This is a genomic window from Streptomyces abikoensis, assembly GCF_014648775.1.
In the GTDB taxonomy this organism is placed as follows: Bacteria; Actinomycetota; Actinomycetes; order Streptomycetales; family Streptomycetaceae; genus Streptomyces; species Streptomyces abikoensis.
Genome location: NZ_BMRT01000013.1, coordinates 37,832 through 56,903, shown reverse-complemented (window position 1 = coordinate 56,903; position 19,072 = coordinate 37,832). Strand labels below are relative to the sequence as shown.

Annotated in this window: 22 protein-coding genes and 2 pseudogenes; 6 read left to right on the top strand and 18 right to left on the bottom strand. The window is 66.4% G+C overall.

The features are described from left to right. Positions 1 to 79 precede the first annotated feature (79 nt). Entirely contained in the window at positions 80 to 640 is a 561-nt protein-coding gene (locus IE096_RS29200; protein ID WP_189456802.1) for a TetR/AcrR family transcriptional regulator, read from the top strand. A gap of 714 nt (positions 641 to 1,354) precedes the next feature. Here the strand turns inward: IE096_RS29200 and IE096_RS29195 are convergent. From IE096_RS29195 to IE096_RS29180, 4 genes are all read right to left on the bottom strand, one after another. Next, positions 1,355 to 2,005, bottom strand: a complete 651-nt coding sequence (locus IE096_RS29195; RefSeq protein ID WP_229820690.1) for a CbrC family protein — start codon at positions 2,003 to 2,005, stop codon at positions 1,355 to 1,357. A 262-nt stretch (positions 2,006 to 2,267) separates the two neighbouring features. Then, positions 2,268 to 2,948 (bottom strand): hypothetical protein, encoded by a 681-nt coding sequence (locus tag IE096_RS29190; protein WP_189456800.1) that lies wholly within the window; start codon positions 2,946 to 2,948, stop codon positions 2,268 to 2,270. 69 nt (positions 2,949 to 3,017) lie between these two features. Then, positions 3,018 to 3,527, bottom strand: a complete 510-nt coding sequence (locus IE096_RS29185; protein WP_189456798.1) for an HAD domain-containing protein — start codon at positions 3,525 to 3,527, stop codon at positions 3,018 to 3,020. Between the two features lie 173 nt (positions 3,528 to 3,700). After that, positions 3,701 to 4,156, bottom strand: coding sequence for a DUF6193 family natural product biosynthesis protein (locus tag IE096_RS29180; RefSeq protein ID WP_189456796.1), 456 nt, complete (start codon positions 4,154 to 4,156; stop codon positions 3,701 to 3,703). Between the two features lie 91 nt (positions 4,157 to 4,247). Between IE096_RS29180 and IE096_RS29175 the strand changes: the two genes are divergently transcribed. Beyond that, a complete protein-coding gene (locus IE096_RS29175) occupies positions 4,248 to 4,877 on the top strand; it encodes an SMI1/KNR4 family protein (protein WP_229820689.1) in 630 nt (209 codons plus the stop codon). Positions 4,878 to 4,959: 82 nt separating this feature from the next. Here the strand turns inward: IE096_RS29175 and IE096_RS29170 are convergent, their stop codons facing one another. The 3 genes from IE096_RS29170 to IE096_RS29160 form a co-directional block, all read right to left on the bottom strand. Next, the gene (locus IE096_RS29170) at positions 4,960 to 6,342 is read right to left on the bottom strand and encodes a tetratricopeptide repeat protein (protein WP_189456792.1); all 1,383 of its coding nucleotides are present in this window, start codon (positions 6,340 to 6,342) and stop codon (positions 4,960 to 4,962) included. Further along, entirely contained in the window at positions 6,332 to 6,844 is a 513-nt protein-coding gene (locus tag IE096_RS29165) for a DUF3592 domain-containing protein (protein WP_229820688.1), read from the bottom strand. Before IE096_RS29165 ends, IE096_RS29170 begins: the two co-directional genes overlap by 11 nt. Before the next feature lie 520 nt (positions 6,845 to 7,364). Continuing rightward, a complete protein-coding gene (locus IE096_RS29160) occupies positions 7,365 to 8,207 on the bottom strand; it encodes a patatin-like phospholipase family protein (RefSeq protein ID WP_189456790.1) in 843 nt (280 codons plus the stop codon). Positions 8,208 to 8,914: 707 nt separating this feature from the next. On the opposite strand from IE096_RS29160, the gene IE096_RS29155 reads away from it, so the two are divergent. Continuing rightward, positions 8,915 to 9,544, top strand: coding sequence for a class I SAM-dependent methyltransferase (locus IE096_RS29155; RefSeq protein WP_189456787.1), 630 nt, complete (start codon positions 8,915 to 8,917; stop codon positions 9,542 to 9,544). A gap of 322 nt (positions 9,545 to 9,866) precedes the next feature. Here IE096_RS29155 and IE096_RS29150 read toward each other — a convergent pair whose 3' ends face one another. Then, on the bottom strand, positions 9,867 to 10,130 hold the full coding sequence (locus IE096_RS29150; protein ID WP_189456785.1) for a hypothetical protein: 264 nt from the start codon (positions 10,128 to 10,130) through the stop codon (positions 9,867 to 9,869). Positions 10,131 to 10,970: 840 nt separating this feature from the next. Here IE096_RS29150 and IE096_RS32210 point away from each other — a divergent pair. After that, positions 10,971 to 11,384 (top strand): helix-turn-helix domain-containing protein, encoded by a 414-nt coding sequence (locus IE096_RS32210; protein ID WP_373298221.1) that lies wholly within the window; start codon positions 10,971 to 10,973, stop codon positions 11,382 to 11,384. Here the strand turns inward: IE096_RS32210 and IE096_RS29145 are convergent. From IE096_RS29145 to IE096_RS29125, 5 genes and pseudogenes are all read right to left on the bottom strand, one after another. Continuing rightward, positions 11,287 to 11,763 (bottom strand): hypothetical protein, encoded by a 477-nt coding sequence (locus tag IE096_RS29145; protein ID WP_189456784.1) that lies wholly within the window; start codon positions 11,761 to 11,763, stop codon positions 11,287 to 11,289. The genes IE096_RS32210 and IE096_RS29145 overlap by 98 nt on opposite strands. 81 nt (positions 11,764 to 11,844) lie before the next feature. Continuing rightward, positions 11,845 to 12,067: pseudogene (locus tag IE096_RS29140) on the bottom strand (DUF397 domain-containing protein). A gap of 838 nt (positions 12,068 to 12,905) precedes the next feature. Next, positions 12,906 to 13,739, bottom strand: coding sequence for a helix-turn-helix domain-containing protein (locus IE096_RS29135; RefSeq protein ID WP_189456782.1), 834 nt, complete (start codon positions 13,737 to 13,739; stop codon positions 12,906 to 12,908). Then, entirely contained in the window at positions 13,729 to 14,253 is a 525-nt protein-coding gene (locus tag IE096_RS29130; protein ID WP_189456780.1) for a DUF6879 family protein, read from the bottom strand. The genes IE096_RS29135 and IE096_RS29130 overlap by 11 nt, the downstream gene beginning before the upstream one ends. Next, positions 14,237 to 14,449: a hypothetical protein gene (locus IE096_RS29125; protein WP_189456778.1), complete on the bottom strand. Its 213-nt coding sequence runs from the start codon at positions 14,447 to 14,449 to the stop codon at positions 14,237 to 14,239. The genes IE096_RS29130 and IE096_RS29125 overlap by 17 nt, the downstream gene beginning before the upstream one ends. A 223-nt stretch (positions 14,450 to 14,672) precedes the next feature. Here IE096_RS29125 and IE096_RS29120 point away from each other — a divergent pair, with 223 nt between their 5' ends. After that, on the top strand, positions 14,673 to 14,810 hold the full coding sequence (locus IE096_RS29120; RefSeq protein ID WP_189456776.1) for a hypothetical protein: 138 nt from the start codon (positions 14,673 to 14,675) through the stop codon (positions 14,808 to 14,810). 118 nt (positions 14,811 to 14,928) lie between these two features. On the opposite strand, the pseudogene IE096_RS31680 reads toward IE096_RS29120, so the two are convergent. The 4 genes and pseudogenes from IE096_RS31680 to IE096_RS29105 form a co-directional block, all read right to left on the bottom strand. After that, positions 14,929 to 15,221, bottom strand: a pseudogene (locus tag IE096_RS31680) (VOC family protein); the annotation flags it as partial. 318 nt (positions 15,222 to 15,539) lie between these two features. After that, a complete protein-coding gene (locus tag IE096_RS29115; RefSeq protein ID WP_229820686.1) occupies positions 15,540 to 16,115 on the bottom strand; it encodes an Imm21 family immunity protein in 576 nt (191 codons plus the stop codon). Between the two features lie 334 nt (positions 16,116 to 16,449). Beyond that, the gene (locus tag IE096_RS29110; RefSeq protein ID WP_189456774.1) at positions 16,450 to 16,611 is read right to left on the bottom strand and encodes a hypothetical protein; all 162 of its coding nucleotides are present in this window, start codon (positions 16,609 to 16,611) and stop codon (positions 16,450 to 16,452) included. 372 nt (positions 16,612 to 16,983) lie between these two features. Next, entirely contained in the window at positions 16,984 to 17,499 is a 516-nt protein-coding gene (locus IE096_RS29105; RefSeq protein WP_373298220.1) for a GNAT family N-acetyltransferase, read from the bottom strand. A gap of 471 nt (positions 17,500 to 17,970) precedes the next feature. Here IE096_RS29105 and IE096_RS29100 point away from each other — a divergent pair, with 471 nt between their 5' ends. Further along, on the top strand, positions 17,971 to 18,504 hold the full coding sequence (locus tag IE096_RS29100; RefSeq protein WP_189456772.1) for a phosphohydrolase: 534 nt from the start codon (positions 17,971 to 17,973) through the stop codon (positions 18,502 to 18,504). A 94-nt stretch (positions 18,505 to 18,598) separates the two neighbouring features. Here IE096_RS29100 and IE096_RS29095 read toward each other — a convergent pair whose 3' ends face one another. Continuing rightward, a complete protein-coding gene (locus IE096_RS29095; RefSeq protein ID WP_189456771.1) occupies positions 18,599 to 18,994 on the bottom strand; it encodes a hypothetical protein in 396 nt (131 codons plus the stop codon). Between the last annotated feature and the right edge of the window lie 78 nt (positions 18,995 to 19,072).

Here is a 19,072-nt window from a genome sequence, read left to right as displayed (position 1 = left end):
TACGGTGGCGTACAGATACCCGCTTGGAGTCATCTATACGCCACCGTATGCTTGGCGAGGATGTGAGGAGGCACACACCATGGGTGCGACGCGCACACCACGCGGCAAGTGGATCGAGGAAGGCTTGCGGGCACTCGCCGCAGGCGGCCCGGAAGCAGTCCGGATCGAGGTGCTGGCGCAGGCACTCGGCGTCAGCAAGGGCGGCTTCTACGGGTACTTCCGCAACCGGGACGCGCTGCTGACAGAAATGCTCGACACCTGGGAGTGCGAGGTCGCCGAGAGAGTGATCGAGCAGGTGGAGAGCGGCGGGGGAGACGCCAGGGCCAGACTGGAGCGACTGTTCGCCATCGTCGCCGCGGCCACCGACGGGCCGGTGCGGGGTACCACCGCCGATCTGGCGATCCGCGAGTGGGCCCGCCGTGACGCGGCCGTCGCCGAGCGACTGCGCTGCGTGGACAACCGCCGTATGGATTACCTGCGTTCGCTGTTCTCCTCCTTCTGCCCCGACGAGGACGAGGTCGAGGCCCGCTGCCTGATCGCCGTCTCGGTGCGCATCGGCAACCACCTCCACGCCTCAGACAACGGCAAGCGCAGTCGCGCGGAGGTCATGGCGCTGATCAGGCAACGGTTGTTGGAATAGCCCCCACCCGCGCAGTCGCGCCAAGGCGCCGATCCTGTGGTCTCGCCAGGTCGGAGTGGGGTGTGGCGGACTCGGTCGGGTTGCTGGCGTTCGATGAGTCGGTGTGCCGCCGCCTGCGTTGCCTTGGCGTTGGCGGCAGCAAAGCGCCGACCCTGGTGATTCTCCCCAGAGAGGCGTTCTATTCGGCCTCGGACTCCTCGTCACGGAGCCGTTTGCGCGAGTGGTGTGTGAGCGGACGGGCCGCCAGGCCTTGAAAACTCGCCGGATTACCCAGCGCCGTCCGGCAAGGGCTCCACTGTTGACTCCTCCACGCAGTCTGGACCCGGATCGGCTTCGGCCTCGTCGACCTCCCCGCTCATCCGCGCTCGGGGCACGAGGCGGCGGCGGCCCACGTCTTGTCGATCCGCTGAAGCGGGATGTGGCTACGGGGTACGTGCGGCAACGGCGGCCGGGCGGTCAGTCCGTCGCTGTCGACAGTTACCTGGGCACCAGCTGCACCGCGAGCAACGGCCCCACCGGGGAGGACAGCCTGAACCGGGGAATGCCAGGGAGGGCCACTGCCTGGCGGGGCTGACAGGAATCTTCCGCCCCGTCTCGACCAGCACGGCTATGGCCCGGCCGCTTGATTACCGCCACCCCTCGTAACGAACCGCTCCCGCTGGCTGTGGGGCCTTTGCAGGGAAGGGACGCGGGTCGGCCGGGGGCTGGCAGTGGCTAGGAAGCGTCGGCGTAGGCGAGATGAGTGCCGCAGACGGTACAGCGGAAGAGCATCGCGCTTGCCCCCTGCCCGAGATGGTTCAGGAAGGTATCGAGCTGGGACGCGTCGTGCCAACCACCCATCCGAAGGTCGAGCCGCAGCCGGTCGAGTGCCTCGGGATGGGCTGCCAGCTCGCTGTATCCGACCTCGCCGATGAAAGCAGCCGCGTCGTCGCAGTGGACAAGCCAGTGCGGATCCTGCCAGGCATGGAAGCCGGGGGTGCAGCGGGTGACCTCCTTCAAGGTCTCCTCACTGACCCCGTCGAGCCCGTATGCGTCGGTGAATTCACCTTCGAATCGTTCAGCGGCACTGCCGTTGGCGATGCACCAGGGGCAGAATCTCCCACTGACATTTTGGGCCGTATAGAAGGTAGCGGTGTAGATCCACCCCGTGCTGCGGTTGCAGCAGGCGCAGGCCTCGGCGCTCTCACGGACGGACCCGCTTGCGACAGGGTCGGGGTGGTAGCGGAAGCGGGGCAGGTCGGTACTCACTGGTGAGCCTGCCGTTGCATGGATGAGGTCCGCCTCGACGTCCGTGGTCGGTGGGCCGGTGGGTATGCCTTTGAACCTCATGGTGCGCAGTCTGTCCGCAAGCAGACCGGTGATCAAGCGGAGAGGTTGAAGCCCTGCTGGGAGAGGTGGGGTAGAGGCGACCCTCGCGACCGTCTCGGCAGCGTGGCACTGGCTGCACCAGCCCCGACGCGAAGACCCCGGCCCACCGGCGAATTCGGGGGCGCCTTCGCGGGCCCGGGAGCCCCACTTCAGTCACGCAGCGTTTTCGCAAAGCCCCCGTACAGGCACGGTCAGGAGACGGCCGTGCCCGCAGCCCCGGTCCTGTCTGGTGGGTCGCGTCAGGGCTCCCCGGCGAGGCTCACCGGAGGTGCCCGCTCTCGTCGGCATAGAAGTCGACGCGGGTCTGCTGCGTAACGGGCAAAACCTCGAGCTCGTCGGCTTGCAGGATACGTCGTGCTGTCTCGGTTGAGCAGCCGATGTAGGTGGAGAGTAGGTCGTGGTCGCTGGTGACCACCCAGCTTCGGTCCTGCGGCCACCAGAACTCCGGACCGTCCACATCGCCGATTTCGGTACGCACAGCCGCATGCGTGGAATCAAGGCCGGCCAAAGACGAGCAGCGTTCTATCGGCGAGTCCACATCCTCGCTCATGGCCACCAGGTCATAGGCGTAGAAAACCGGTTGGTCGCCCGTCGCCGGAGCGAGGCAACGCTGCAGTGCCCGGCGGCTCCGGTCGTCAAGCTGGCCCGACTCGGCCAGCCACAAAGGCCCACTGGATGGAGCAGTCCCGGCCGGCAGTGACCGATGGGACAGCTCGGCGTGAAAGGGGACCCCGTACGCTTCGGCCAACGTGCGCCAGGAGCAGGTGCGACCGGATCCATCCATGGCCTGGAACGGGTGGAAGATACGCAGATAGGCGCCGAAGCACCCCGGCACAAGCTCGGACACCGCATGCCCAGGCCCGCCATCGGGTCGCCCGAGCCGGTCGTGGATCCACGCCAGCTCCGTGCCCTCATAGCTCCACCCGCGTACCTCCGCCATGAGCACACGTTATCCCTGGTCAACCGCCGCCAAGTACTGCCGGCTGACCTCCTCCGACCCGAACGGCTGTCACAGCCACGAGTTGAGAGCCGCATAGTCACCATCGGTCAGGCCAAGGCGGGCATCGACCCGATGGAGCAGAGCGCGTGCGGGGTGGTGGGCGGCGACCCAGGATCGATCCGTGTCGGTGAGCTCGTCATCCACCCATACGAACGGTCGCCCCGCAGCCCATTCGACGAGGGCACGGGTCTTCCAGTGCAGTCCGGCGCGTTCGTCCTGCTCATCCGTGTCTGACGGCTCCGGCCAGACCACCACGGCGAGCTGCTGGAGGCCGAGCAACGGAGCGATGCATTCGTTTGCCTCATCCATCCACGTCGTGGCCCAGACCACCTCACACGGAAGAGCGGCCAGGCTGGCGCCGTGCTGAGGATTGACCCGGGCCAGGAGCGGGTTCCTGTTGGCTCCGTACAGACCGGGCTCGGTCGCATAGGTCGGATACTGCTGGGGTGCCGCCCCGAAGGGGATGAGCGGGCCGTCGACATCAAGAAACAGCAGCGGGAGCTGCACAGAGCCGGTCATAGCAGCACAGGGTAGCGACGGGTGCCGCTACCACCGGATCGCCGCGACAGGGAAGGAACCGCAACCATTCCCCAGATGCACCTCGCGCTCACCAGCAACGGCGGCCTCAGAGACTACTGGTGCTGCCGCCCACGAGCACGGCCACGCCCACCGCCCCTGACCAAGAACCGCCCTCAGAGCTTCTCACGGCTCATGTCGCCGCCGCCGTCACACCGAAACGACCGCCTGCTGCCCTGGGCCTCGTCGTATGCGTCCAGTTCCTCCGCACTCCCGATGAAAGCCGGGCCACAGTGCGGCGGTAGGCGATCGACGACCGCCGCTATGGCAGCCTGCGCGCTGTCCGTCTCGGCGATGCGCAGGCTGCTCCTGCTGGGGCCTTCTACGCAGTACCGGCCGTCTCTCAGCGTGCGAATGTAGGGGATGTCCCAGGTGTAGCGACTCTCTGTGCACCTGCTGAAGTGCAGCTCCCACATTCCGGTCCAGGGATAGAGCTGACGCAGCAGCGGCTCGTCATACGCGACCCGGACCAGCTCGACAAAAGGCTCCAGCTGCGGTGATCCCGTCGGCAGGGAAGGTGCGCCGGCGGTGGCCAGCATCTCGTGCCAGGCTGCTTCGACAATGGTGGTCATGCCGTGACTGTGCACGTTCCACGTCACCGTCGTCAAAGACCGCCAGCTGGCGGATCATGGTCGGATGCATGGACCATATGAGCCTTCACCCGTGCGAGAGTCGTGGAGCCGGATCGACGCCTGGCTGCGCACCCACGCCCCCGCCTCGTTCCGCGTGCTCGCTCCGCCTGCCGATCCAGGCACGGTCGAGAAGGCACAGATGCACATGGGCCTGCGGTTTCCGTCCGACCTGCTGGACTCGTTGGCCTGCCACGACGGGCAGACCGAGTGGGCCAACGTGTTCCCTGAAAAGCCCCCGGTTCCTGTCGCCGAGATGGTCTCTTTCTGGCAGACGTCAGTGGAGCTCGCCGGGGATGATCCCGATCTCTGCGAGCCGCAGGAGGACGGAGGCGAGCCCTGGTGGCACCCCCAGTGGATCCCGTGGGCGCACAGTGATTGCGACGCGCAGATCATCGACATGCGCGAAGGCCCCGCCCGAGGCCGCATCGGGAGTTCTCAGCATGACGACTCGGCAAGCTTCCACGGTGGCTGGCCGTCGCTGGCCGCCTACCTCGAAGAGGTGGCCGATGTCCTCGAGCACGGTGGCACCGTCGGCCCATGGGCCCCCTATCTGACCTCGGACGGCGAGCTGTGGTGGGCCTTCGCGGGAGAAACGACACTGAACGGCTCACCGCTGACCCCCGCCCCCACCTCCCGGAAAACCCAGCGCACCAGCAGCTGATCAGCACCCGCAACGGCCACCACCTCGGCGACTGCACCCCCAAACGCGGCGCTCGGAGTACGGCCTCAGCCGGCTCTCCCGGTCAGAACGGAGGATCGACGGAGTAGCCGTTGTCGTCGACGGCAGCGGCAACGGGAGGCTTGGCCTCTTGAGCCGCGCGCTGTTCGGCGACGGTGGGAAGAACGGCGAGACCTTCGTCCGCGCGCCCCAGCTGGATCAGGAGCTCGCCCAGGTCCTGGCGGGCCTTGAGAGACGGCACGGTCCGCAGGTGGGCGATGGCCATGTCGGTGTGGCCGGCCAGGTGCAGGAGATGCGCGGTCATGGTGTCGTGATCCGTCGACTTGTCACCGCTTCTCGTGAGGAGGTCGATGGCTTCCTCATGGCGGCCCAGGCTCGCCAGCGCGGTCGGGCGCCACCAGGCGCCGTACTCCTCGTGATCTTCCTGGGCTTTGACGCCGGGGTGGTCCAGGACACGCAGCAGCTCCTGTGGCCGGTCCAGGAGCCCATAGACGAGAGGGACCAACAGGTTCGCGCAGTCGTAGTAACCGAAAGCGGGTTCAGCGACCTCCACAGCGTCGTCGACCCGGCCATCGGCGAGAAGCACCCGAGAGAGATAGGCACGGTGGCCGAGGCAGCCGGTGACGGCTATGAACTCGCGCACCAGAGCCTCCGCCTCCTCGGCCCGGCCACGATCACGCAAGGCATCGGCATAGACCTCAAGGACAACGCCGGCCTCACTCCCGGTGGCCAGGTCGCGCAGCTCGCCGAGCCGGTCGTGGCGGGCCAGAAGACGGGCGTAATAGATGAGGATGTTCTGGGAAGAGAACCGGCCGGCAGCGAAGTCGATACCGAGCAGACGGATCGCCTCGTCGGCCCGGCCGACGCGCTCCAAGACCATGGCGTGCAGTTCCTGCATGGACGACAAATCCCGGTCCCGGGCGCAATCGGACGCCGCCTGCCGCGCCTCGAAGGCCAGGGGCTCGAGCAAGCGCAGGACACGGTCATCGCGCCCCTGCTTGTCGGTCATCTCCACCAGGGACGATGCGATCCACCAACTGCGCACACGAGGCGCCAGGACATCGATGGCCTCATCCACCAGCCCGGACTTGACCAACAACTCCGCGTAGGCAATGCACAGCCCGTCCGACGCTTGCCCCAGATGCCCAGGACGAACCAGGCTCAGGCCTTCCTCAATACGCCCCCACTCGATCAGGACCTCGGCATCCAGATTCCTGGCGGACGACGAACCGATGGCCACGAACGGCTCGATCACTGACCTGGCTCGCTGGAACTCCCCCCGAGCACACAAAGCACGTACGGCCTCCTGCGCGCAGTACCACTCACCCCGCTCCGCTGCCGCCCGCGTCACCACATCGAGATGCCCCTGCTCCACGAGAAACCGCGCCAGCTTTGGCCCCACCCCACCGTAGTTCGTCATCTGCCAGTCGAGATCATCAAGCTCCATGACCAGCACCGTACGCACCCCCACTGACGACCGCGGACCCGAGACCGGCAGGGCCTGACCGGGCCTTCCGACGTCGTCGGGACACCAGACCCATGACGATGCCACTCACCGTGAACAGCAGCCCGATCCCACCAAGGATCAGAGGCAGCAGCCATAGCGAGAGGAACCTCTTGATCCGTGCGTCCCCAGGGGAATCCGGACGGTAGAGCACCTCGACCCGCTCACCCACCTCGTACGACGGTGGGTTGGAACCCGCTGAATCCCGCAACTTCCTCGGCACGCCACCCACCGGCGTGAACTCCACCACCGGGTACGCCGCGTCCCCTCGCCAATCCAGGGCCACCACTGTGCCCTGGACCTGCTGCGCATCTCTCAAGAAGGAAACCGAGACTCCCGCGAAGACCAGGCCGGCGATCAAGCTGGGCACCCCGAGCACGGTCATCGTGAGCGTGAGAATCCGGAGAGCCTTTAGCTCCTGCGCTGTTTGAACCTCGGTCTTCATGACGTCTCCCTCACTCCGGACAAAGCCACAGGACGTTACCCCAGCGCATCTCGACCGTCGTACCAACGGCCCGGACAGACCGGTCGTCGCCGGGCAAGGGCCGCGAAGCCTTCAGTGACCGAAGAAGCTGGGCCCTCCATCACCCGTCGGCTCCACAGCCGACTTCGTAGTACCACCAGCCCTCCTCCTGCCCCCCCCGGTCCAGAAAAGCCTCGAACCTAGCGAAACCCCGCGTTGCCGGTGCAGTGACAGCCACCATGGGAGACACGACTCGCTGAAGACCCCACTGCCCAGACCAAACGCCGAAAGGCATGGACGCACCCCCACGTGCGGGCCGCGCCCCGTGCGGGGCCGCTGGATACGGGCGCAACGCCGATCGTACGGTTGAGCGATCAGCACCTCACCCGGCACCGCCCAGCGTCCTGCTGTCACCTGATGACCCGCCACGCCTCGGGCATGCCCAGGTCGCGCCAAAGCCGAGATCGCTGCCCTTGGCCGCACCTGGTGGCCGGATGCCCATTCAGCCCGCGGCTGCGATCCTGGCAGCGAGCGAAGCGCTCGCGGTGAGACCGTCCTCGTAGCCAAGGATCGCGGCAATGCCCCGTACGTCCGGATCAAAAGGATCCCGTCCGAAGCCGGCCCGAGCGCGTTCCGACGGCTCGATCAGCATGGCGCGCTCCAGCACCGCCATGCACTCGCCCGTCACATACTGAGGCAGATCCGGAATGGGGCGCAGCACGATCACCCGCTCTGCAGGGCCCGCGAGATCGGCGTGCGTGAGGGAGAACGTACCGCCATCGATGTAATCCTCCCCCTTGATGCTCATCACGGGCCACATCCCCGGAACAGCACAGCTCGCGGTGAGGGCGTCCACCAAGCCGACTCCGGACGTGCTGGTGAAGACGGTGCGGCTGCCATCGCCACGCACGGCTGTGATGTGCAGGCGCGTGCTCGGCCAGGCGTCGGCGCGGAGGCGTCCGGCAACGGCGGCACGGCGAATGGACGGGCTGACCTCCGACCGCTGCCGGGACAAGCGCACGAGCCTCTCCGCCTTCACCTGCAGGGAGGCCCCACTGCCATGGATGGCCAGAACATCGGGAAGCACATCAGCGAGCGCCACCGCTGGCACGAGCTCGTCGTTGCGTCGCGACTTCCGCGTCATCCTGTCGAACTCCACCCCAGCCGACGCGGCCTGGAGGACCGCGGCCGCGACAGCGCCACCCGCCGAAGTACCGATCACGTAGTCCGCAGCGTCCAGCTGGAGCACCCGCTGCTCTTCCAGTGCCGCGAGTACACCGGTCATCCAGCCGATACCGGCGAGCCCACCGCCGCCAAGCACCACCGCCGTCGAAGGTTCGGACATCACGACTCCCTCCCTGGTGAACTGCCTTGTGACAGCTCATGGCCCGCACGCTAAACCCTGACACCAGTGCCAGAGTCAAGCCCTTAGGAGGCGGGGCACCACATGCTGATGAACGACGTTGTCACCTGCACCGACCCCCAAGAGCAGCTATTGCGCTACCGCACAAGCTCGGGGTGTCCAGGCCGGCTGCGAGCGCCTCAGCAGCGATCACCGGCAGATCCTCCGGGCGATCTCATCCGCCTGATAACGGCACGCCATCTCACCCAGAGACGTGAGCCCACTCTGCATGGGGGAGTCCGGTGCCGGTGTCGTTCCTTCTGCTCTCATGGTTCCGACGGTGTCAGCACCGTCTCCGGGGAAGGCACCCAGGGGCGGGTCCGCTCGGCACCCCCCTCCGCGTGTTCGCCTGAGCCCAGGGGCCGAACCCACGAGATTACGACCATCCACCCTTGGGTTCCCGTGAGGGCCCTCCAGGTTCCGTGAACTCGCGGGCTTCTCCGGCTTTGGTACTGGTGCGGTCGCCTGATCAACTGTCGCCAGTTCTCTGCGGAGTCCAGCCAGATGGTGATCGACTGTGGTCGCCAGCGGCTTGTCGCGCCACCGGGTGGTGACCTTGTCCTGGTAGCCGAGCGCATCCGATGTGACGGCGCGGGATTCGGCATGGGGCCGGAGAACAGCTGAGTATAGGGGGTGCTAACTTCCTTCCCATGGCGGAGCACCAGGACGAGACCAGGGCGGCCTACGACGGGGTCGTCGGGTTATATGCGTCGATGTTCGCCAATCGACTCGAGACGCAGCCGTTCGCGCGGAACATGATCGGCACCTTCGCCGAGCTGGTACGCGGAACAGGGAATTCGCGGGTGGCCGACGTCGGCTGCGGGCCCGGACATCTGACGGCCATGCTGCACGACCTGGGACTGGATGCCTTTGGGCTCGACCTCTCCCCGGCCATGGTCGACCACGCCCGGCGGGCCCATCCGGCGCTGAAGTTCGACGAGGCCCGGATGGAGGCACTCCCAGTCGAGGATGGCGCGCTCGGCGGCGTTCTGGCCCACTACTCGATGATCCACACCCCTCCTGGGGAACTACCCGCGCTGCTCGCCGAGCAGGCGCGTGTCCTGGCGCCGGGGGGCCTTCTCCTGGTCTCGTTCTTCGGGACCGACGCGCACGAGCCAGTCCGCTTCGACCACAAGGTGACACCCGCCTATAGCTGGCCGGCGGACCGCTTCGCCGAGTTGCTGGCCGGGGCCGGGCTCGCCACATTCGCGCGCCTGCTCCACGACCCGGCCTCCGAGCGGGGCTTCCTGGACGCCCACTTGCTGGCTCGTCTCCGCTAGAGCATGGCTCTCTGCTGTGGGCTCTCGCATGCAACTGTCGCTGACTGCCCGAGGAGGCTACTGAGGTTTTCGGGTCGGGGTGACGGTGATCTCCGTAGCGGGTGTATCCCAGCGGCCGGAGCACCTGCCCTGAGACGCAGTACCAGCCTGGCCTGCTCGACGCATTCATCACCAAAACCGGACTCATACCAGCCCCGCCATGACGATGTGGCCGGGGAAGGGTGTATCCCCTTGCCGTGCGGTATTCGAAAAGTGATGCCGGTCTGGTCCCGCAGATTGCCGGGCCCGGACGGAGTGGGCGCGGCTGCTGAGTCGGAGTGGCTCACGTGTAGTCGAAGTAGCGGTGCCACCACATGGTCTGCCAGTCCTCCAGGCTCCCTCCGTCGTACCGCTCCCTCAGTAGGTGCCCGGGGACGTACATGCAGCCGAGATCGGCCGAGGCGGCTGCGATCCTGTCCCGGTCCTCCTCGTGCAGCCGCTCGACGGCGAGGGCGCTGTCGCGAACCTGGCCGCCCGCACCCGCCGTGATCAGGGAGCCGAAATTGCTAAACCGGACGATCACCCGCTCCCTGCTCTTCGTAGCCATGGACGGCACCACGATCTCGCCACGGAAGGAGGCGTCCTGGACAACACAATCAGCCTCGCAGACACACCGGAACCGCTCTTCGAGCAGCCGGATGAGCTGCTCGAACCGGCAGGGAGCCGTACTCCTCGCGTGGTCGCGCGGGAATGCGATGGACTCCGGGTCATCCAGCTCTCGCAGCACGCCTCGCAGGCGGTTGTCGTCGTAAATCACGGATCAATTGTCACTCACTCGCCGCTGGCGCCATCGTCACCCCGACCCGAAAACCTCAATGGTCGTGCGCCTGGGCGTACTGCCGTATTACGGCCGCCCGGTGGGTTTCAAATTGTCCCAGACGAGGACGATCGGGCCTCCCATCTGCTGGTGAGCGCCTGGCGATCAGGTCCCGGTAATCGGTCCAGGCGAAGCTCATCCGTTCGCGTGTGCGCTTGTTGCAGACGCGGGGCCGGCAGATCAGCCGAGGGCGTTCCCCGGGCCAGTAGTCGCTCGCGGGTGGGCAGGGTGGCTGGGCTCTACGCTGGCCGCTCTCCGGGATGCGGTTGTGGAGGGGTACGGGAGCGGGTCCATGCCGGGGCGTTTGCCCATGATTCCTGCGCCTTGCCGGGGAGAGGTGTTGTCGAGCCGGGGGCTGGCGATTGCCCGCGTGTACGGGTGGCTCCGGGGGGGCGGCGTTTACAAAGGCCGGGCTGGAGGGCAGCCGGATTCGGGGCAGCGGGGAGTGGTTTTCGCACTTGCCGTACGCGGTGCTCTGTCCGGTTCACCGCTGTTACCTGCTCTCCACGTGCCGGGCTGTAGGGAGGGTTCCATCCGGCGGATTCGCGTCCAAGTCTTGGTCGTGCCGCAGTGCGGCTGCGCCGCCGAACTGTCCGCGGAAGGCGAAGAGCCGGCCGCAGTGCCGTGCCACCCTGGGGGACGGAGAAGACGTTGGAAAGGCTCGACACCGCCGCCCGTCAGGGCCGTCACGGGGGACGGCCGTCCGTGGTGGACGACGACAAGCTGGCTGTGGCCCGCGCCAGGCACGCCGAGGGAGAGAGCGTCACGGCCATCGCCAAGGCCATGGGGATCTCCCTGTACCACCTTGTACCGGCACATCGGAGAGAGCGCCTGAAACAGGCGTATAGACGTTCACACGCGGGCCCGGGCATTCGTCGGGGGCCTGTCACGCGTAGGTCTGCCTGGCCGGGCACGAGAGATCGGGTGCGGCGCGGTTGGGGGAGCAGGTCACGAGGGCGACGGAGTGGAAGACGGTGCCGTTGAGGTAGTGGCCCAGGGGCACGTCGCCTCCCCACGTGAGCCGTTCGACTGCGGCTTTCACGAGGACGACCAGCCTGGTCACCTCCCGGTCTTCCTCGGAGGCGAAGCGGGGTGCGAACTCGGTGAGCTGGAGGCCGAGCCATGCGCCGGCGTCCTTGGGTTCCTCCCATGTCCCCCGGATCATCGAGGGCGGTTTCATCAGCCAGTGCGCCGTCTGGATGGGCGGCACATCGGATGTCGGGAACATGGCGACGGCTTCCCGGTACCGGTCGATGGCATCCTTCTCGCTGGTCGCCGTCGGGGGTTGGCCGGGTGGTCTGCGGATGCTCTCTTTGTCGAAGGTCTTCTTCTCCCCGAGCCATGCGTAACCGTGGTGGTGCACCGCTGCTCCGTTCCGTGGAATGGCGACGGCCCCGCCCGTCGGCGCGAGGGCGGGGCCGTCAGTTCAGGTGGTCCGGGTGGTTCAGGCGGACAGTTCGAAGCGGGCGGGTCGATGCCCGCCGCGTTCAACTCCGTAGTGGTGAAGCGCAGCGGTGCGGCGTGCGGGCGCTTGCCGTCGCCCATTGCCCACGGTCCGGCCCGATCTTCGCCAGCGTCACGCACGCCTTGCCGTCCGGGTGGGTGTTGCCTCCGCACGCCTTGGAGAACTCGGCCCCTTCGAGGGGGAGCTCGTACAGGTCGGTCATCGCTGTGTGTCCTTCCTGATCTGCCTGACGGCCGCTGGAGGCCGTCCTCCGCCCTCGGTGGGCGGAAACCTTGAAGGTGGGTGCTCCGGCTTCCCTGGGTCCGGAGCGGTGCCCTCACCGCCCAGGGCGGCACCCCAGCCAAGGGGCGGACCGGGGGAGAGAACCTGAGCACGTCAGCCCAGACGGGACACGTCCTGTCCCTGTTCAAGCCTTGTCCGGTCGGGGGCCAACCTGTCACTCCGCCGGGGAGACGGACCAATGACAGGAACCTGTGCACACGCACGGAGCCGAGGGTGCCCGCAGCGCCTCCACGATCCGCTCGACAGCGTCAGCCGGAAGCATCCCGAGATGCACGTACAGACGTCCCTTGCGCGTCACCGTCGGACGTATACCGCTCCACACGGACTCGGGAAGGCCGAGAGTGGATAAGGCGGCCCGCATCGCTTCGGTGGCGTCAGAGGCTCGCGTACGGCCGTCTCTCCACGTCCGCATGTCCATCACGCGTCACAGCCCGGGGCACTCGTTGGCGTGGCGGTAGACAGTCACGGGCGGACCCGAAGAGCGCTCGACCATGCCACGACGGACGGGCTCCGTCGGCTTCACCACGCGCTTGCACACGGAACAATGACGCCCCGCCGGGGCGTACGTCACGTACTCCCACGTGTCCGCGTGCCTGTCTGTCGTCGCCATGCCGAACCCCTTTGGTCTTGGCAATCCGGGAAAGCGGCGCGTGAGCGGCATGGGCAGCCGCTTCCCCGGCATCGGTTATCCCGTGTCCACCAATGATCCACCGGCGTGACGGCCACTCCGAGCAATATTCGCGTTGTGGGGTAGATGATCACAGGCGACAGGAGTTCGCCCACTCCCCGAGCACGCTCCTTGCTTCCTCGCCGAAGAGCGCATGCCCCTCATACAAGGCGAATACCTCCAGGTGTTCTGCAACGTCCCTGGCATCCTGGAAAACGATTCGCCCGGTGAAGGTCTCGACGGTGGCCAGGCGTTGGTCGTAGACCGTGAAGGTATTCATGGGGCCACGCAGTACGGCAGCACCAATGGGAAGCACGCCGATGCGCACATTCGTCAAATGTGAGAGTGACACAAGGCGGTCGATTTGTACGGCCATTGCGGCCCGAGGGACAACAGTCCACCGGACGGCCTGCTCCGTCAGTAGGAACGTAAACCGCTTAGTGACGTCATACAGGGTCGCCTGTCGCTCCAGCTTTTTGGTCACCGTCTTGGAGATGTCTCCCGGCGAGTGCCCGAGGCTGGCCCTGATGTACTCGGGCGTAGCAAGCAGTCCAGTCACCATCGCAGGCAAGAAGTACCGGAGTGTCGTCGCCTCCGCTTCAAGGCCCGCTAGCTCTGCCTGGCGCTTCTCCAGCCCCCTGCGCCACGACGCCCGCTTGCCCTGCCACTCAGTGTTGGCAAGCCTCGCAAGGGCCACCACCTCCGCGACGAGTTCCGGCGGGGCGTCAACGGCTCTAAGGATTAGCTCAACGTCGATAAGGCTCGGAGTGACCCGACCGGTCTCAATATTGCTTAGCTTGGTCTGCGAAATATTGCAGCGCTGAGCGAGCCAGACCTGAGTGCGACTGGCTCGCTTGCGCAGCATTCGGAGCGTTTCCGCTAGGTCAGCTTTCGACTGGCCCAGCTGTCCCGGGTCAAAGGTCAAGGCCCTTCACGTACTCCTCGAAGGGCACCGCGTACTCTAGGGCGATCCGCTTCCATTCCCGATAGGGTTCAGGGTCGCCTTCGTACACCTCACGGTTGATCTGCGTACCGTCCGGACGGAAGTTGAGATGAGCGATGCGGGTCTCGTCGAACATCCACCAGTCTCGGCCGGTGAGCGGCAAGCCGTAGTCGCCCTGGGATACATCCAAGATCCGGATGTTCTCGCCGGCCTTGATGTTTCCGGGAATGCCCCACGCGAATTGGTACCGCTGGTAGTCGGTCAGCGGCTGGCGTACGACACGAACGCGGCCGATCGTGCGACCTGAGTCGACATACTCCTTTACTCGCTCATGCCAGCGCACATTGTGATTCGCGGGTTTCGCTTCGCCCCGCAGGAAGCGGGCTACGTTCTCCTGCTCCTTGGGCATGGTGTACGTGGGCTGTGCCTCGAACCGCCACGCATCCCGTTCAAAGGCATCGAAGAACTCGCGCCAACCCTCACCATCCAAGAGCACGAACAGCCTCCCTCAGAACGTGCTCGGGGATCTTGACGAGCGCCTCACCGTCGGGAGGCTGGAACGCTGCACACTGGTCGCCCTGGACGACGATGCCGCCGTCGGTCTCGTCTCGGTAGACGTTCGGGCAATCATCGTCGTCGCAGTTGGGGCCGCGAGCTTTGTCGGTAAGACGGATCAGATCGCCTCGCGTCATGATGCCCCCTCCCCGTGCAGGGCCGATCCCTGCCACCAGGACGACGCTAGGTCGGGCCCCCAGCCCCCGTCTATGGCACAACGCCCATATTCGCGTTGTCGGGTAGACGATCACGGGACGCAGCCCTCCTCCATGAGCGTCCCAGTACGGCCTGAGGTGGCCGATCTCCCGGGGCCTGCACGGGTTGCGGCGCAGCCTGGCAGACCGTCTCACGGGCCTTGAGATGCGCTACGCCTACACCCACTTCACATCGGATGTGATGCTGGATCTCGCCGAGGAGCAGGGAGCGGTGTACGCCGGGCGCCCCTACTGGGGCTCGGGCCAGGGAGAGGACCCGGGCATGAGGAAGCTCCAGCCGTAGCGGGGGCCCTTGCCTCGGAATATCAGGGATCAGGCGCCGATGGCCCGCTTGACCTGGGCCACGCTCGGGTTGGTCATGGTGATGCCCCCGTCAACCCCGGAGGAACGACGTGGACCGTCGGCGCGGTCCGGACCCGGCCGCTGGCCTGCTCCACCACCTTGCTGATGGCGTCCGCGTCCGCGGTGAGGAAGTACGGCGTCCAGGACGGGTTCGCGCCCTCCCCTGGTACGGGCCGACCGCGGCGACCGTCTTGCCGTCGAGCTGGAAGAAGCCGTAGCCGCCGTATTCCGGGCCGGCCGACTGGAAGGTCCAGCTGAACAGCGCGGAGTAGAACGCCGCGGCAGCGTCGACGCCGGGGACGCCGAGGTCGAGCCAGTTGGGTGCACCGGGGACGAAGCGGGTCGTCAGCATGAAGGACTCCGATCACGTGCTGGTCAGCGCCGGTTCCCAGCATGGCAGCGGGCATCGACAGTAGCCACGTGATCACCCACAGGAGTGAAACGGTGCCTCGTGACCAGCAGCCGACTCGCTCGCAGGCTCCGTGACACCGGGCTTCCCTTCGAAGCCGCACAATGCGCTGCCCTGCCCGATCTCTGCGGCCAGAGAGATACCCCCAGCCGTACTCCAACGGATCCTCGAGTCAGTTCCGTCCCTGCCGAACACTGGGCAGTAGGAGCCGTCAGAACCGCCTACGCAGCCGAGGCGGCTCGCCGCATAGATACGTGAGAGTCATGCAGGCAGAAGGTGGACGACCCCCACCCACGCGGAGTCGCCCCTCTCGTGAGTCGCGCGAACCCTCCAGCGACCTGCGGGCACAGAAATCTGGGCCTGCTCTGGCAGACCTCCCTGGTCAGGGTATTCCAGGGCGAGGTCCGCCCCGGCTACGGCGGAATCCAGGAGAACCGCCGATCCATCGGTCTCCCACACCCCGCAGTCCTCCCAGTCGGTGGCGGGGTCGTCCAAGACGACCTTCGCGGCCTCAAGGAGCTCGGCATCTGAATCGGCGGCGAGCCACCGCACGAAGACATTCCGCTCGGAAAGGTAGCAGGTCATGGCTGGCTCGTCAGCCAGTACCAACCCCGAGGCCGAAGCGCCAACGTCGATGACCCCAGCCCAGCCCTCCACATCACATGCGCGGTCGTAGTCGTCGGGATCATCACTCCCGCCAACGATGATCCCGCCTTCCGTGCAGCCACCCCACTGGTCCACAGCAGAGGCCGGGACGACGATCAACGGGCCGCCCATCGATCGAACCCAAGCGAGATCGGCATGGAGGTGAAGAGCACTGTTGCGAGATACGGTCATATGACCATTCTGCCCTTGTCTACCGACAACGCCTGAGGCGCTATTTCGCACCAGCCAATATCTGAACCTACCGACAGCCGGGCGAACATGGCCGCTACAGCCTGCTCGGTGCCCCAGGCAGAAGGCGCGCCGAAGACGAACTCGCCGCCATTCTCGGGCGGGCACCCGCCCCTTCAGCCCGTAGACGCGCAGGGATGTCGGCCGTCGCATGACTTGGTCGGAACGGGGCCTCCAAGACCTGCATCGGCAGGCCGACCAAAAATGGACAACGAGAAGTGCGTCGATCCGGGGTCCGGGACCACCAGGATCTCCTGGCCTCCTTTCTGCGTCACGGTCAGGCGACGATGAGCTGTTCGGCTACCTCACCGATCCTGGCAGCGGTCACGGCCGTGACATCGGCACCCGGCTCCAGCCGGACCTCGTCCAGCACGGCGGTCCGCGACGTGCGGCCGGTCTCCGGTGCGGCCACGACCGGGTACGGCCAGCCGGGGATCATCCGGTGCCCGTTCCCGTCACTGCCCTAGACATGGCAGAAGGACCGGTCCGGGCAGGTTGCGCGTCCAGCCGCAGCCCGGACGGCATGCTGACGGCCATGACCAACCGGGCGTCCGCCGCTCTGGGCAGCGGCAGGCCGGTCAGCGCCCGTCGGAGCCGGTCGAAATCATCCGACCTTCGTCGAGCCCGCCGTACTGAGCTCCGTGCCCCCAGCGGTGTTGTGGTCCGTGTATGAGATCCACCAGCGTTCTGAACCAGGAGGGTATCCATCAGCTTGAACAACGCGCCCGAGCCACCTGTGAGACATGCAGAGAAGTCCGCCCGGAAACTGTGACAACGGGGCCGGCGACTCGCTCCGGCCCCGTCAGAGGACTCACTCCGGGCGGCCCTGCCCGACCTCGACCTGGAGCAGGCGCGGGGAGACCTTGAACCCATAACGTGAGTACGCCGAAACCGCCCGGTCGCTGGAGTGAACGGTCACCCGCTCAAGACCGAGCTCACTCGCCCGTGCCAAGACTGCCTGGATCAGCTTGCCGCCCAGACCGCGGTCGCGCTCATCGGGCACGACGTACATGCACTGCACGTCACCCGACACCCGCTCGAACGCGCGCGGATGTGGCACACGCTGCGTGATGGCCAGCCAGGCCATGCCAATCACAACGTCGTCACGGACCAAGACCATGCACCGGTGCGACGACTCGGTTTCGCGGGCCCATGTCACGAACCGGGGAACGAACTCGTCCATCGTGGTGTCGGGGGTTCCGTAGAGCTCCTGCACCCACTGCCACCGCAACTCAGCAACAGCGGCCATCTCATGGGACTGGGCAGGGCGGCATGCAATGCTATCCACGGCTTCATCCTGGCCCAGATTCATCAGCACGATGGCCACTTCCGCCACTCTCGCACCGGCGAGGCGGTCACCCAGGGCACCGCCTCGTCAAACGGGCCACGTTCGTCGTCATTCGGCTGTGATCCCGCCACCCGAGCGGTCCTGGTCAGCCTCGCTCGCAGGCTGAGACCGCAAGTAGTTCGGCAAGGCACGCACCCGCAACGAGCTCGCCCTCGCCCTCGCGACGACTTGGAAGATCCTCCGCGACTTCCCCCTCAAAGGCAACGGCGCTGACTACAGCGTGCTCGGCATCGCTCGCTCCGCAACTTCACCTGGCAGGATGGGAGAGGAAACGAGTCGGCCAGCCGACATATCGTGAATCAATTACGGGACAGCCCAGAGCAGTGGCGGCATGGTGGAGGCAGGCGAACACCCCGGCCCTTGCTGGGCACCGACGAATCAAGAGTCATCACACCGGCTGAAACCAGCGCAGATAAGACACGCGACGGAGGCCGCTCGGAGGGAGCGGGAATGAAGTCTGTCAGCGAGGTCGATCTCCTGGTCGGCTCAGCACATGTCGGGTGGGTCGACAAGATCGGCGTGCCCTACATCGAGCACGTTCGCGCAGTGGCCGCCGGGCTCGCCCCATTCGGCGACGACCTGGTCAAGGCCAGCCTGCTCCACGACATCCTGGAAGACACCGACTGGACCGCTGTAAGGCTGCGTGGGGCCGAGATTCCGACCCGGGTCGTCGAGATCGTAGAGATGGTGACCAACGTGCCTGGCGTGCCGTACGAGGAGAAGATCGCACGCATCACCACCGACCCACAGGCGACCCTGGTAAAAATTTCCGACAACGCCCACAACTCCCGCCCGGACCGGGCCGCCCACCTGCCACCAAACAAGCGTGAGCAACTCGCTGCGAAGTACCGGTCCGCAAGAGCCCAGCTGTGGCCAGCCGCGCGCCAGGAAGACATCGAGGCGATCGTCCGCACCGTCAACCCGTCACTGCTCACAGAGCTGAGCGAGCATGTCCGAGCCCTGGACGACCGCCCTTCAGCGTGAAACGGTCCCCATAACGCCGGAAGCCCACGGCCCAGCTCCTCACCACCTTCACCATCACCCTCAGGACTCATCCACCCAAGGCATACCTTGTTGATCACGTAACGGCCCTGTCCCGGAAGCCTTGGAAAGCGTGCCAGCCAGCCGGGGTGTTCTCGGCGAGCAAGTCACCAGTGGAGGAGTCGAGCACACGACAGCCGAGAGCCCGGGCGAGACCGAAGATCACGGGAAGCACCTCATCCCCGCAGCCTCGGACATGGAGCATGACCGACTCGACGGGATCGTCCTCGCCAATGCTGAGCTCGATCACCCAGGTGGGCCCGACCAACTCTCCCCACGCGGAATCAGTGAGATCGACATCGTGCACGGCTGACTGCAGAGCATCCAGGACCCCGCACCGGCTTCCAATGGGAGGGAGCTCGTGATCGACGCCCAGTTCGTCGATTGAAGCGATGCCCGCCGGCAACGGCAGCAGAAGAACGTCCCAGCTCATGACACTCCCAACCTTGAGATCCACCAAGGACGGTACCTGCCACCACTGACACCTGCCCGGCCCGCCGAGCCGCCGCCG